General features: G+C 71.1%; 10 protein-coding genes. 5 read left to right on the top strand and 5 right to left on the bottom strand.

What is annotated here, in order from left to right:
* Positions 1-204: 204 nt before the first annotated feature.
* A complete protein-coding gene (locus ACM26Y_RS11905) occupies positions 205-1,614 on the bottom strand; it encodes a replication-associated recombination protein A (RefSeq protein ID WP_416063513.1) in 1,410 nt (469 codons plus the stop codon).
* 148 nt (positions 1,615-1,762) lie between these two features.
* On the opposite strand from ACM26Y_RS11905, the gene ACM26Y_RS11900 reads away from it, so the two are divergent.
* The 3 genes from ACM26Y_RS11900 to ACM26Y_RS11890 all read left to right on the top strand — a co-directional run bounded on the left by ACM26Y_RS11900 (position 1,763) and on the right by ACM26Y_RS11890 (position 5,190).
* Positions 1,763-3,409: an alkaline phosphatase D family protein gene (locus ACM26Y_RS11900; RefSeq protein ID WP_416063512.1), complete on the top strand. Its 1,647-nt coding sequence runs from the start codon at positions 1,763-1,765 to the stop codon at positions 3,407-3,409.
* A complete protein-coding gene (locus ACM26Y_RS11895; RefSeq protein WP_416063511.1) occupies positions 3,406-4,680 on the top strand; it encodes an alkaline phosphatase family protein in 1,275 nt (424 codons plus the stop codon). Before ACM26Y_RS11900 ends, ACM26Y_RS11895 begins: the two co-directional genes overlap by 4 nt.
* Before the next feature lie 84 nt (positions 4,681-4,764).
* Positions 4,765-5,190: a CBS domain-containing protein gene (locus tag ACM26Y_RS11890; protein WP_003935466.1), complete on the top strand. Its 426-nt coding sequence runs from the start codon at positions 4,765-4,767 to the stop codon at positions 5,188-5,190.
* Positions 5,191-5,229: 39 nt separating this feature from the next.
* Here the strand turns inward: ACM26Y_RS11890 and ACM26Y_RS11885 are convergent, their stop codons facing one another.
* Positions 5,230-6,369: a hypothetical protein gene (locus ACM26Y_RS11885; protein ID WP_003935467.1), complete on the bottom strand. Its 1,140-nt coding sequence runs from the start codon at positions 6,367-6,369 to the stop codon at positions 5,230-5,232.
* Between the two features lie 223 nt (positions 6,370-6,592).
* On the bottom strand, positions 6,593-8,371 hold the full coding sequence (gene aspS / locus ACM26Y_RS11880; protein ID WP_416063510.1) for an aspartate--tRNA ligase: 1,779 nt from the start codon (positions 8,369-8,371) through the stop codon (positions 6,593-6,595).
* Between the two features lie 145 nt (positions 8,372-8,516).
* Here aspS and ACM26Y_RS11875 point away from each other — a divergent pair, with 145 nt between their 5' ends.
* Both ACM26Y_RS11875 and ACM26Y_RS11870 read left to right on the top strand, forming a co-directional pair.
* Positions 8,517-9,431, top strand: coding sequence for a neutral zinc metallopeptidase (locus ACM26Y_RS11875; RefSeq protein WP_416063509.1), 915 nt, complete (start codon positions 8,517-8,519; stop codon positions 9,429-9,431).
* An 83-nt stretch (positions 9,432-9,514) separates the two neighbouring features.
* On the top strand, positions 9,515-10,954 hold the full coding sequence (locus tag ACM26Y_RS11870; RefSeq protein WP_416063508.1) for a lipase maturation factor family protein: 1,440 nt from the start codon (positions 9,515-9,517) through the stop codon (positions 10,952-10,954).
* Between the two features lie 458 nt (positions 10,955-11,412).
* Here the strand turns inward: ACM26Y_RS11870 and ACM26Y_RS11865 are convergent, their stop codons facing one another.
* Positions 11,413-12,816: a wax ester/triacylglycerol synthase family O-acyltransferase gene (locus ACM26Y_RS11865; protein WP_416063507.1), complete on the bottom strand. Its 1,404-nt coding sequence runs from the start codon at positions 12,814-12,816 to the stop codon at positions 11,413-11,415.
* Positions 12,817-12,832: 16 nt separating this feature from the next.
* On the bottom strand, positions 12,833-13,483 hold the full coding sequence (locus tag ACM26Y_RS11860) for a response regulator (RefSeq protein ID WP_416063506.1): 651 nt from the start codon (positions 13,481-13,483) through the stop codon (positions 12,833-12,835).
* Between the last annotated feature and the right edge of the window lie 12 nt (positions 13,484-13,495).

The following is a 13,495-nucleotide window of genomic DNA, read 5'->3' as shown; positions in this document are numbered from 1 at the left end:
GGCTGCCGTGCCCGTCCGGGCACGGCGAATCGGCCATCGTTCAGCTTATCGCGCGGGCCGCAGCGGCCGTTCTCACCACCCGCCCCGCTCCGACCCACTGCCGGAGGCGAGCGACTGTATCGCTCCCTTTCGTAGCTCGAGGGTATGGCACATTCGCTCGGCGCCTGCGGCGCGCGACCCTGCGACCTGCGCGGAAGGGACGCCCTACCGCGTGCCGCGCACGATCCGTCGCAGTTTCGGCACCCGCTGTGCGAGCTCCCGCTCGGCTCCGTGGCCGGTCGGGGTGTAGTAGTCGACGCCGACGAGTTCGTCCGGCGCGTACTGCTGCGCCAGCACGCCGTCGGGGTGGTCGTGCGGGTAGCGGTAGCCGACGGCGTTGCCGAGCTTCTGGGCGCCGGCGTAGTGGCCGTCGCGCAGATGCGCCGGCACCGACCCGGACCGGCCGGCCTTGACGTCGGCGATCGCGGCGCCGAGCGCGGCGGTGACCGCACCCGACTTGGGTGCGGTGGCGATGTGGATGGTGGCCTGTGCCAGGGCGAGCTGGGCCTCGGGCATGCCGACGAGCTGCACGACCTGCGCAGCCGCCGTCGCCGCCTGCAGCGCGGTCGGATCGGCCATGCCGACCTCCTCGCTGGCCTGGATCATCAGCCGGCGCGCGATGAACCGCGGGTCCTCCCCCGCGACGATCATCCGCGCGAGGTAGTGCAGCGCGGCGTCGACATCGGAGCCGCGCAGCGACTTGATGAACGCGCTCGCGACGTCGTAGTGCTGGTCGCCGTCGCGGTCGTAGCGCACCGCGGCCTTGTCGATGCTCGCCTCGACGGTCGGCAGGTCGATCGTCGCGCCCGTCCCGCCGCGGTCGAGGGCGGTCTCGGCGGCCGCCTCGAGGGCGGTGAGCGCACGCCGTGCGTCGCCGCCGGCGAGGCGCACCAGGTGCTCGAGCGCATCGTCGGTGATCTGCACGCTTCCGTCGAGGCCGCGTTCGTCGGTCCGGGCCCGCTCGAGCAGGGCCCGGATGTCGTCGGGACCCAGCGGCTGCAGCTGCAGCACCAGGGAACGGGACAGCAGCGGGGCGACGACGGAGAACGACGGATTCTCGGTGGTGGCGGCCACGAGCAGCACGATCCGGTTCTCCACCGCGGCGAGCAGCGCGTCCTGCTGGGTCTTGGAGAAGCGGTGCACCTCGTCGATGAAGAGCACGGTCTGCTCGCCGGCGCTGAGACGGCGGCGGGCCAGGTCGATCACGGCGCGCACGTCCTTGACGCCGGCCGACAGCGCGGACAGGGCCTCGAAGCGTCGACCGGTGGCGCCGGAGATGAGGGAGGCCAGGGTGGTCTTTCCGGTGCCGGGCGGGCCGTAGAGCACGACGGACGCGGCGCCGGAGCCCTCGACGAGGCGGCGCAGCGGCGCGCCGGGGGCGAGCAGGTGCTGCTGGCCGACGACTTCGCTCAGGTCGGCCGGGCGCATGCGGGCGGCGAGCGGTGCGTTCGGTCCGCCGCCGCGGGGCGGACGCGCCGCCGGTTGCGCGGGGTCGGGTTCGGGTTCGGTCGGGCGGGGAGCCTCGAACAAGGTGTCCGGCCCGGTGGGTTCCTCCGCTCCGAAGAAGGTGCTCACCCCACGAAGCTACCGTCCCGTCCCGACGGCGGTCCGGGCCGACGGGGCGTGAACCGATCGTGAACGATCGGGGCGTTCGGCCGTGGTACTTGCTCATCGCGGGGCACGCTGGTCTGATCATCCGGTGTCCCCGACCCAATCTCGCGTCGTGTCGCGACGGACCGCGCTGCGCGCGGGCGGCGCCGTCCTCGGTGCCGCGGCTCTGGCGGCCGTCTCCGCCTCCCCCGCCTCGGCGCAGAACGCCGTGTTCGCGCACGCCGTCGCCTCCGGCGACCCGCTGCCCGACCGGGTGATCCTGTGGACCCGCGTCACGCCCGCCCCGGACGCCGTGCCGGGTTCCGGCCTCGGCGCGGCGACGGCGGTCCGCTGGGAGGTCGCCACCGACGGCGATTTCCGCGACGTGGTGGCCTCGGGGTCCGTGACCACGTCCCCGGCGTCCGACCACACCGTCAAGGTCGACGCCACGGGCCTCGAACCGGACACCGCCTACTTCTACCGTTTCACCGCCGGCGACGCGTCCTCCCCCGTCGGCCGTACCCGCACCGCGCCGGGGCCGGACACCGATACGGACCGTCTGCGGTTCGCGGTGGTGTCGTGCTCGAACTGGGAGGCCGGGTTCTTCGGCGTCTACCGGCACCTGGCGGCGCGCCCGGACCTCGATGCCGTCGTGCACCTCGGCGACTACCTGTACGAGTACGGCACGGGCGAGTACGCCGCCGGCGGCCGCCGGGTGGTGCGCCCGCACGACCCCCGGCACGAGATCGTCACCCTGGCCGACTACCGGATCCGGCACGGCCAGTACAAGAGCGACCCCGACTTGCAGCAGTTGCACGCGCTGGTGCCGTGGATCGTGGTGTGGGACGACCACGAAAGCGCCAACGACGCCTGGTCCGGCGGCGCGGAGAACCACGATCCTGCCGTCGAGGGGCCCTGGACGGACCGGCGGGCCGCGGCCCTGCAGGCGTACCTCGAGTGGCAGCCCGTCCGGCCGGGCGGCACCGCCGGCGCGCCCCGGTTGTACCGGCGGTTGCAGTTCGGGAACCTGGCCGAGTTGTCGATGCTGGATCTGCGCAGCTACCGATCCGAGCAGGTGAACGGGCGCCGCATCGACGACCCGGAACGCACCATCACCGGCGCCGAGCAGATGGCGTGGCTGACTGCGGGCGTCAGCAGTTCGGGCACGCGATGGCAGCTCGTCGGGAATCCGGTGATGATCGCGCCCGTGCTGCTGCCGCCGCTGGACGAGCGGACCACGGCGGCGCTGACCGCCGTCGCGGGGATCCCGGCTGCGGGCGCGCCGTTCAACGTCGACCAGTGGGACGGCTACCCCGCGGACCGGCGACGCCTGCTCGACGCGATTCGTGCGTCCGGCCGGGACGTGGTGTTCCTCACCGGCGACATCCACTCGTCGTGGGCCGCCGACATCCCTGTCGACGCCGCGAACTATCCGGGCGCAGGCACCGTGGCCACGGAGCTCGTGGTGCCCTCGGTGACCTCGGCGAACATCGACGAGTTGCTCGGCGTCGCGCCGCGCACCGTCTCGCCGTCGATCGAGGCGGCGATACAGGCGACGAATCGCCACATCGGGTACGCGGAGCTGGATTCGCACGGTTTCGGAATCCTGGACGTGACGGCCGACGCGGTGCAGATGGACTGGTTCTACGTCCTCGATCCGACCGACCTGGAGACCGGGGTCCGGTACGGCACGAGCCGACGGGTCGCGGCCGGCACGCCGCGGCTCGGACCGGCCGGCCCGCTCGATCCCGGTGCGCACCGCCGGGCGGACCGGCCGTGACGCGGTCCGCCGGGGCGATCGACCGGCGCACGATGCTCGCGGGCACGGCCGTGCTGGCCGGGATGGCCCTGACCGGTACTGCTCCCGCACGGGCGGCGGCGCCGGCGCTGCTCCCGGACGCGGACGTGCACGTCCTCGTCGTGGACGGGATGCGCCCGGACGAACTCGTGCCGGATCTCACGCCGCATCTCGTGGCGCTCGCCGACGCCGGCACCCGGTACAGCGCGGCCCGGGCGATTCCGGTCGCCGAGACGCTCCCCAACCATGCGGCGATGATGACCGGTGTGCTGCCGCACCGGAACGGGGTGCCCGCGAATTCGGTCTTCGACCCGATGCTCGGACGCACCCGGGACCTGGATCGGCCGGCCGACCTGCGCGCGGCCACGGTGCTCGACCGGCTGCCCCGCGAACTGGGGTTGACGACGGCGAGCGTGCTGTCCAAGCGGTACCTGCACGGATTGTTCGGTGGTCGCGCGTCGGTGGCGTGGGATCCGGTGCCGCTGCTCCCGGTCACCGAGCACGCCCCGGACCGGTTCACGATCGACGCGCTGATCTCTGTGGTGGACGAGCGGTCACCGCGGTTGACGTTCACCAACCTCGGCGACGTGGACCGCGTCGGGCACCTGGACGTGCTCGGCGGGTCGCTGCGGCTCGCCCGGACGGCGGCACTGCGCTCGACGGACGAGCAGGTGGCGCGGTTCGTCGAGTTCCTGCGCGCGACGGGGCGGTGGGAACGCTCGGTGCTGATGGTGCTGGCCGACCACGGGATGGACTGGTCGGCGCCGGACCAGTTGATCGGCCTCATCGACGTGCTCGGCGCCGACCCGTTGCTCGCCGGCTCGGTGCGCACCGCACAGAACGGTGGCGCGAACCTGCTGTACTGGGTCGGCGATCCGGCGGCCCGGCTGGAGGCGGTGGCGCGGATGCGGGAGGTGGCTGCCGTCGTCCCGGGCGTGGCCGGGTTGTACGCGGGAGCGGATCTGGGTCTCGGTGCGGCCGCAGGCGATCTGGTGGCGTTGTGCGACGCGGGGTGGCGGTTCTCCGATCCGAGCCCGCTGTCGAATCCGATTCCGGGCAATCACGGGCACGCCGCGACCGTCGACATCCCGTTCTTCGTCGCCGGCGGGCACGCGAGCCTCCATCGGGGCTCGACGGTCTCCGACCCCGTGCGCACCCTCGACGTCGCCCCCACGGTCGCGGCACTGTTCGGGCTGGCCGAACCGCCGGGCGGCTGGGACGGCCGTGCGGCGACGCACGCCTTCGCCGGGTGAATTCGACGTCGACTCCCCTTTCACCGTCCGCCGCCGCGCGTGACAATGGAAGGGCAGTAACCGTTTTCAACGGAGGAGGCAGTGATGACCACTGCACGCGACATCATGCACCGTGACGCGGTCTGCATCGGTGAACACGACACCCTCGAGACCGCGGCCCGGCGGATGCGGGAACTGGACATCGGCGCGTTGCCGATCTGCGGCGACGACAATCGGCTCCACGGCATCATCACCGACCGCGACATCGTGCTCGAGTGCGTGGCTGCGGGCGGCGACCCGCGTTCGATGACGGCCGGTGCGCTCGCCCACGGCAAGCCCTACGTGGTCGACGCGGACGCGGACGTCGGCCGGGTCCTGACGGTGATGGAGGAACACCGGATCCGCAGGCTGCCGGTGGTCGAGGAGCATCGACTGGTCGGGATGATCAGCGAGGCCGACCTGGCCACACATCTGCCGGAGTCGGAGGTGGGCCGGTTCGTCGAGGCGATTTGCGCGCGCACCGCGCCGTGACGCACCACGCCGGGCCGTGACGCTCCGCGCGCGGCCCGGTCAGTCGCCGACGCGCCGCTCGAGGCGGTCGAGGACGTCCCGGGCATGCCCGGCGACGTCGTCGTGTCCGGTGTCGCCGGCGAAGTCGGCGAGCAGCGACCAGCGGCTGCGCAGCGCGTCCGGCCACGGCACGGACAGATGGTGGTCCCGCACCGCAGCGACACGGGCAGGGTCCTCGGGAACGAACAGGTAGGTGCTCAACCACACCCACGCGAGCTGTGCGTCGAGCAACCGCTCGGCGAGCACCTCGTCGAAGCCGAGCGAGGGCCACATGCCCACCACCTCGGCACGCCACGCGTCGGCCATCGCGCGGGCCCGCTCGAGGGTGAGCGGTGCCTTGCACAGGCAGGCCGGGAAGGAGGTGAGGGCATAGGCGATGTCGAGGGTGGCGTCGCGGAAGCCGCCCCATTCGTAGTCGAGGAACTGCACGCCCTCGTCTCCGACGACGATGTTGTCCGGGCACAGGTCCGAAGGACTGAACGCCCGGAACCGGCCGGCGGTGAACAGCTTCGCGGACCTCTCGGCGCGGTCGATCACGCTCTGCGGCACCTCGAGCCCGAACTCGACGGCGAATCGGTCGGGCACCCCACGCAGCGCGCCGGTGGCCTGCTCGACGACCGCATCGGCGAAATGCGCCACCTCGGCGCGGCGCAGCAGCGCGGCGAAGTCCTCTTCGCGCCCGACCGTCGCGGCATGCATCCGGCCGAGGGCCTGGGCGAACGCCATGAGGGTGTTGGTGACCGTGTCGGTGTCGTCGCTGCGCAGCAGCGTGGCGATCGGAGTGGCGTCGCCGAGATCGCTGAGCACGAGCAGGCGGGATTCGAAGTCGTACGCCAGCAGTTCGGCGCCGGGCCGGTCGTCCTTGGCCAGGGCGGTGGCGAACTGGTACGACACCGCCTCCCGGAGGAACGCGACCTCGTCGTCGGTGGCGGCACCGCGGAATCCCACCCGCCGGTTCGTGCGCGGCGGCACCTGCTTGAGCACCAGGGTGCGCGGCAGGGAGAACGGGTTCGCCGCGACCCGCACGCGCAGGACCACCGAGCGGCCGCTGCCGCCGAGATCCACCGGATCGGCCAAGGTCACGGGTGCGCCGGTACGCCGGGTCAGCAGCTTTTCCGCCGCCTCCACCACTTCCGACATGGGCTCCGCCAAAGTTGCAGTCATCGCCTGACAATCTACCCGGTTCGGGCGACGATCAGTTCGTGCACGAACCGCATCTTGACCGAAACGTGCGTGGGCAGCACGAACGGATGCCGGTCGCGTGACCCGTGCCCCGGTGCACCGGGTTCGGTGACGGCCGGCGCCCCGGTGGCGCCACCTGGGGATCCCCGGTCGGCGCCACCGGGACTGCTGTCCCGTCCTCTTACTTCCCGGCCGGCTTCGGCTCCGGCTTGAAGTCGATGCCCGAGTCCTTGCGCTGTTCGGCAGTGATGGGCGCCGGGGCGTCGGTCAGCGGATCGACGCCACCGCCGGACTTCGGGAACGCGATGACTTCGCGGATCGAGTCCGCACCGGCGAGCAGGGCGGTGATGCGGTCCCAGCCGAAGGCGATGCCGCCGTGCGGCGGCGCGCCGTACTTGAACGCCTCGAGCAGGAAGCCGAACTTCTCGTTCGCGTCCTCCTCGGAGATCCCCATCACCTTGAACACGCGCTGCTGGATGTCCATGCGGTGGATACGGATCGAGCCGCCGCCGATCTCGTGGCCGTTGCACACGATGTCGTACGCGTAGGCGAGTGCCGAACCGGGGTCGCTGTCGAACGTGTCGAGGTGCTCGGGCATCGGCGAGGTGAAGGCGTGGTGCACCGCAGTCCACGCGGAGGTGCCGAGCGCCACGTCGCCGGACGCGGTGGCGTCGGCGGCGGGCTCGAACAGCGGGGCGTCGACGACCCACACGAACTTCCAGTCGTCGGGATCGATGAGATCGAGCTTGCGGGCGATCTCGCCGCGCGCGGCACCGAGCAGCGCACGCATGGGCTTGGTGGGGCCGGCGGCGAAGAAGATGCAGTCCCCCGGCTGGGCGCCGACGTGCGCGGCCAGACCGTCCCGTTCGGTGTCGGTGAGGTTCTTCGCGACCGGTCCGGACAGTTCGCCGTCCTCGCCGACCAGCACGTACGCCAGGCCCTTCGCACCCCGCTGCTTGGCCCACTCCTGCCAGGCGTCGAGCTGGCGCCGCGGCTGGCTCGCACCGCCGGGCATGACGACCGCACCGACGTACTCGGCCTGGAACACCCGGAAGGTGGTGTCCTCGAAGAACTCCTTGCACTCGACCAACTCGAGGCCGAAACGCAGGTCGGGCTTGTCCGAGCCGAAGCGGCGCATCGCCTCGGCGTAGGTCATCCGCGGGATCGGTGTGGTCAGCTCGTGGCCGATCAGACGCCACAGCGCGTGCAGGATCTCCTCGGCGAGGAGGATCACATCGTCCTGGCCCACGAAGGCCATCTCGATGTCGAGCTGGGTGAACTCCGGCTGGCGGTCGGCGCGGAAGTCCTCGTCCCGGTAGCAGCGGGCGATCTGGTAGTAGCGCTCGATGCCGCCGGCCATCAGCAGCTGCTTGAACAGCTGCGGCGACTGCGGCAGCGCGTAGAAGCTGCCGGGCTGCAGCCGTGCCGGCACCACGAAGTCGCGTGCGCCCTCCGGGGTGGAGCGCGTCAGCGTCGGAGTCTCGACCTCCACGAAGCTGTGGTGGGCCAGCACCGCCCGCGCGGCGGCGTTGACCTTGCTGCGGAGCCGGATCGCCTTGCCCGGGCCCTCGCGTCGCAGGTCCAGGTAGCGGTACTTGAGGCGGGCTTCCTCACCGACCTGGTCGTCGAGCTGGAACGGCAGCGGTGCGGCCTCGTTGAGCACCTCGAGCTGCGTCGCGTTCACCTCGACGGCGCCGGTGGGGATGTCGAAGTTCTGGTTGCCCTCCGGGCGGACCTCGACGGCTCCGACGACCTTGATGCAGTACTCGGCGCGCAGACGGTGGGCCTGCTCGAGGACGTCGCCCTCGCGGAAGACGACCTGCGACACGCCCGACGCGTCGCGCAGGTCGATGAAGATCACCCCGCCGTGGTCGCGGCGCCGGGCCACCCAGCCGGTGAGGGTGACGGTCTGCTCGGCGTGCTCGGCTCGCAACGAGCCGGCGAGATGGGTGCGCAGCACGGAATTCCTTTCGAAACAACATTGGCGAGGGACGTCGTCGCTGCAATCCTACGAAAGGCACGCATCCGCCGAGGACACCCGTACCCGATCGGCCGTGCCAAGCTGAACCGGTCGGTCACCCTGCGACGAGGAAGCGAAGGCGGCGATGACGTTCAACGAGGGCGCGCGGATGGAAGGCGGCCGGATCCGGCTCGGCGGCGGAGGCAGCCCCGGCGGGCGCATCGCGATCGGCGGTGGGGCCGGCGGCCTGGTGGTGCTGATCCTGGCACTGCTGTTCGGGGGCGATCCCGGCTCCCTGCTCGGCAGCGGCGCCCCGGAGCAGTCCGGACAGTACGGCTCGGGCACCCTCGAGGGCTGCGAGACGGGTGCGGACGCCAATGCGAGCGTCGACTGCCGCGTCCAGTTCACCGTCGGCAGCCTCGACGCGGTGTGGGAACAGCAGCTCGGGCCGCAGACCGGCGTCGAGTACGTCCGGCCCGACGTCGTGCTGTTCTCCGGCGCGGTCGCGACGGGCTGCGGCAACGCCACGAGCGACGTCGGGCCGTTCTACTGCCCGGCCGACCGAACCGCGTACTTCGACACCAGCTTCTTCCAGGATCTGGTCACCCGGTTCGGCGCCAACGCGGGCCCGCTCGCGCAGGAATACGTCGTCGCGCACGAGGTGGGCCACCATCTGCAGAATCAGCTCGGGGACCTCGGCCGCGCGCAGGCCGATCCGCGCGGCGCCGACTCCGGCGCGGTCCGGACCGAGTTGCAGGCCGACTGCTACGCCGGCGCCTGGGCGTACCACGCCGACAAGCAGCCGGATCCGAACACCGGGGAGCCGTTCCTGCAGCCGCTCACCGATCAGGACATCCGCGACGCACTGTCGGCGGCCTCCGCCGTCGGCGACGATCGGATCCAGGCCTCCGCCGGCGGCCGGGTCAACCCCGAGGGCTGGACGCACGGCTCGTCCGAACAGCGGCAGAAGTGGTTCCTCGCCGGGTACACCACGGGGCAGATCGCGGCGTGCGACACCTACACGGCGCAGGATCTGGACAGTCCACCGGCGCTGCGCTGAATCGCCGCCGCGACGATCCCGTTCCCGGAATGCGGAGTCCGTGCCATGCTCGAGAGGTCCGCGCCGGGACGAGGTGAGCTGCCGTGGAATGGTACGACGCCGGGGGGTACTCGCTGGGACGGTTGCTGTGCACGCGTGCGCTCGCCCTGGTCTACCTCGTCGCGTTCCTCGTGGCGCTCAACCAGTTCCGGGCGCTGCTCGGCAGCACCGGTCTGACGCCGATCCCCCGCTTCCTGAGCGCGACGTCGTTCGGCCGTGCCCCGAGCGTGTTCCACCTGCGCTACTCGGACCGTCTGTTCGCGGCGGTCGCCGGGCTCGGCGCGGTCCTGGCCGCCGCCACGGCCCTCGGGGTGACGGACCGGCTGCCGCTGATCGCCTCGATGCTCGTCTGGTTCCTGATGTGGCTGCTGTACCTGTCGATCGTCAACGTCGGTCAGGTCTGGTATTCGTTCGGCTGGGAATCGTTGCTGCTCGAGGCCGGATTCCTGGCGATCTTCCTCGGCAACGCGGACACCGCCCCGCCACTGCTCGTCCTGATCCTGCTCCGCTGGCTGCTGTTCCGGCTCGAGTTCGGGGCGGGCCTGATCAAGATGCGCGGCGACCGGTGCTGGCGGGATCTGACGTGCCTGTACTACCACCACGAGACTCAGCCGATGCCCGGCCCGCTGAGCTGGTACTTCCATCACCTGCCCAAGCCGCTGCACCGGGTCGAGGTGGCCGGGAACCACGTCACCCAGCTGGTGGTGCCGTTCTTCCTGTTCGCGCCGCAACCGATCGCGGGGATCGCGGCGTCGATCATGATCGTCACCCAGCTGTGGCTGGTCATCAGCGGGAACTTCTCGTGGCTGAACTGGCTGACGATCGTGCTGGCGCTGTCGGTGATCCCGGACGGCTGGTGGGAGCGTCTGCTGCCGCTCGAGCCGGGCACGGGGTACGGGCCGACACCGACGGTGTTCGTGGCAGCGGTCCTCGCGCTGACCGGGACGGTCGCGGTGCTGAGCTATCTGCCGGTGCGGAACATGCTCTCGCACCGGCAGGCGATGAACGCCTCGTTCAACCGATGGCACTTCGTCAACACCTACGGCGCGTTCGGCAGCATCACCCGGCACCGGCACGAGGTGATCGTCGAGGGCACCGCGGATCGGCAGATCGGTCCCGGCACCGTGTGGCGCGAGTACGAGTTCAAGGGCAAACCCGGCGACGTGCAGCGCCGGCCCCGCCAGTACGCGCCGTACCACCTACGGCTGGACTGGTTGATGTGGTTTGCCGCGCTGTCCCCCGACTACGCACGCTCCTGGTTCGGGCGACTGCTCGAGAAGCTGCTGACCAACGACAGGCACGTGACGGCGTTGCTACGCCGTAACCCGTTTCCCGACGAGCCGCCTCGCTGGGTGCGGGCACGTTACTTCGACTACCGGTACACCACGCGGCGTGAGCGCCGGGAGACCGGCGCCTGGTGGGTGCGCGAGTACGTCACCGAGTACATGCGGCCGGTGGCCCTGGCCGAGGGTGACGACGGGTGAGAAGTGGACGCAATCGTCGGACCTACCGGTGCCGAGGACAGCGATTCCTTTACCGAATTCGTGCTTTTCCGAATCGAAGTATTTACTCGCGGGACCACGGGAATTCACACGAGCGGGCGGCCTGCGGTTTTTCAGCCGCAGGCCGCCCGCTCGTCGAGTCGAGCTTATGCAGCAGCTTCGGAGCTGCCGGCGGCCTCAGCCGAGCCCGAGAAGAAGTCGAGCGCGTCGAAGAGGGTCGACACGGCGTCGAAGAATTCGCTGAGGAAAGCGAGGTCCATTAGGTAACTCCATTTCTGATGCTGTACACGGCGGTGCGGGTCGTGCACCGACTCAATTGTTACCGGAGGCTTTGAACGTCTGCAATTCGAGACACAATCCGGCAGATACGACGTACCGCGAAATTCCAGCAATACGGGCGGCGGCAGCAAAGTACGTCGCGACGCAATTCGCGCAGGTCGTCACGGGTCGAAGCGCGCAGACGGCGCCGCACACAATTCGTCGACGGCAGCGGCGAATCCCGCTGCCACGATCTCGAGGTCGGGAACGAGCACCGCGTCCGCAATCAGATCGATATTCAGCCGGCCCGCGTAGGACAGCACTCCGACGCCGAGGCCGACATTGCCCTGCACCACGCCGATCTGGAACATCTCGAGGATGCCGGCCCCGGCGAAGTAGAGCGGCACGGGCGGGCCGACCAGATTGCTGACGAACAGATTGACCAGCCGTTGACGCCGCATGACCCACACCGTCCAGCGCTGGAGCAGCCGGCCCCCGGGCTGCAGCGGCGGCTCCCGCCGGAGCCGGGCGGTCTCGCGAGCGACGGCCACGAGCCGCGCGGCCACCGGCCCGGGTCCCACCGGCAGCGGCACGAGCAGGATCCCGACCCGGTTTCCCGGGCTCCGGTCGTCGGTGGTGCGCAACGACGCCGCGACCGACACAGTCAGGATCAGATCCGGGTCGTGTATGCCGCGCGTTTCGAGGAGCCGCCGCAGCCCGGCCGCGACGGCGGCGAGTACGACGTCGTTGACCGTCGCCCCGTGCGCATGGGCGACGCGACGGACCTCGGCGAGGTCGCAGCGCACCAGGCTCAGCCGGCGGTGCGGTCCCACAGGACCGTCGAACGGCACCCGCGGGGCCTTGCCGTGCCGCGCCAGTTCGCGCAACTGCCGCATCCGCAGCGCGCCCCGTCGCGCCGCCGCCGCAGGCCGCACCGCCCGGATCCGACGCCGCGCGGCCGCGCTCCGGCGGCGCAGGTTGTCGCGGACGAGCGCGCGCACCGAGGGCACAGGTGCCGGGGCCGGCACCGGAGGGGTGTCCTCGTCGGGCGGGACCGCAGCGGTGTCGAGGAGGGCGCCGAACAGTTCGAGGGCGGCGATGCCGTCGGCGACCACGTGGTGCAGCCGCAGGAGCATCGCGACCGTCTCGTCGTCGCGATCGGTGAGCAGCCACAGCTCCCACAGTGGCCGCGAACGGTCGAGGCGGGGCTCGTCCAGTTCCGCGCACGTGCGCAACAAGGTCGCCTCGTCGCCGGGGGCGGGCAGGGCACGGGTCCGCACGTGGTACGAGATGTCGAAGCGGGAGTCGTCGACCCACACCGGCGGTCCGGCACCCGGCGGCGGCCGGTGCAACCGCTGGCGCAGCCGCGGTGCCCGGCGAGCGCGGCGCTCGACATGTTCGCGGATCTCCGCCAGCCGAAGACGTCCCGCCGCATCACGCAGCGGTGTCCCGTCCACGACGACGAGCGCCGCCACGTGCATCGGCACCCCATGGTCCTCGACGCGCAGGTTGCCCACGTCGAGCGGACTCAACCGCTCGAACCGGGACCACTCCTCCGCCATGGATTCGTCCTGCCGTCGTGTCACGCCCGCCCCGGAGGGCTCAGCGCCCCCCGGGGCGTCTCGGCGGAATCTTCGTCGCCAGTACCGCAGCTTGGGTGCGGCGCTCCACGCCGAGCTTGGCCAGCAGCCGCGACACGTAGTTCTTCACCGTCTTCTCGGCCAGGAACATCCGCTCGGCGATCTGACGGTTGGTCAGCCCCTCGCCGAGCAGCGCGAGCAGGTTCCGCTCCTGCTCGGTCAGGTTCGCGTAGGGGCCGTCGCTGGTGCTGGTGTCGGCGCGCAGCTTCGCCATCAGCGTGGTCGCGGCGCGGCTGTCGAGCAGGGACTTGCCGGCGCCCACGTCCCGCACGGCCTGGATCAGCTCGGTTCCGCGGATGTCCTTGAGCGCGTACCCGCTCGCGCCGGCAAGGATCGCATCGAGCATCGCCTGCTCGTCGGTGAACGAGGTCAGCATCAGGCAGCGTAGTTGCGGCATCTGCGAGAGCAGTTCCCGGCACAGCTCGATGCCGTTGCCGTCCGGGAGCCGGACGTCGAGCACGGCCACGTCGGGTTCCGCGGCCGGAACCCGCACGAGCGCCTCGCCGTACGACGACGCCTCCCCCGCGATCGTCAGGTCGGGATCGGTGGTGAGCAGATCCGCGATGCCACGGCGGACTACCTCGTGGTCGTCGACGAGAAAGACCTTGAGCATGCGGCAGCCTCC

This window comes from Rhodococcus indonesiensis (assembly GCF_047782815.1).
GTDB lineage: Bacteria > Actinomycetota > Actinomycetes > Mycobacteriales > Mycobacteriaceae > Rhodococcus > Rhodococcus indonesiensis.
This window is presented reverse-complemented; position numbering and strand designations above follow the sequence as displayed.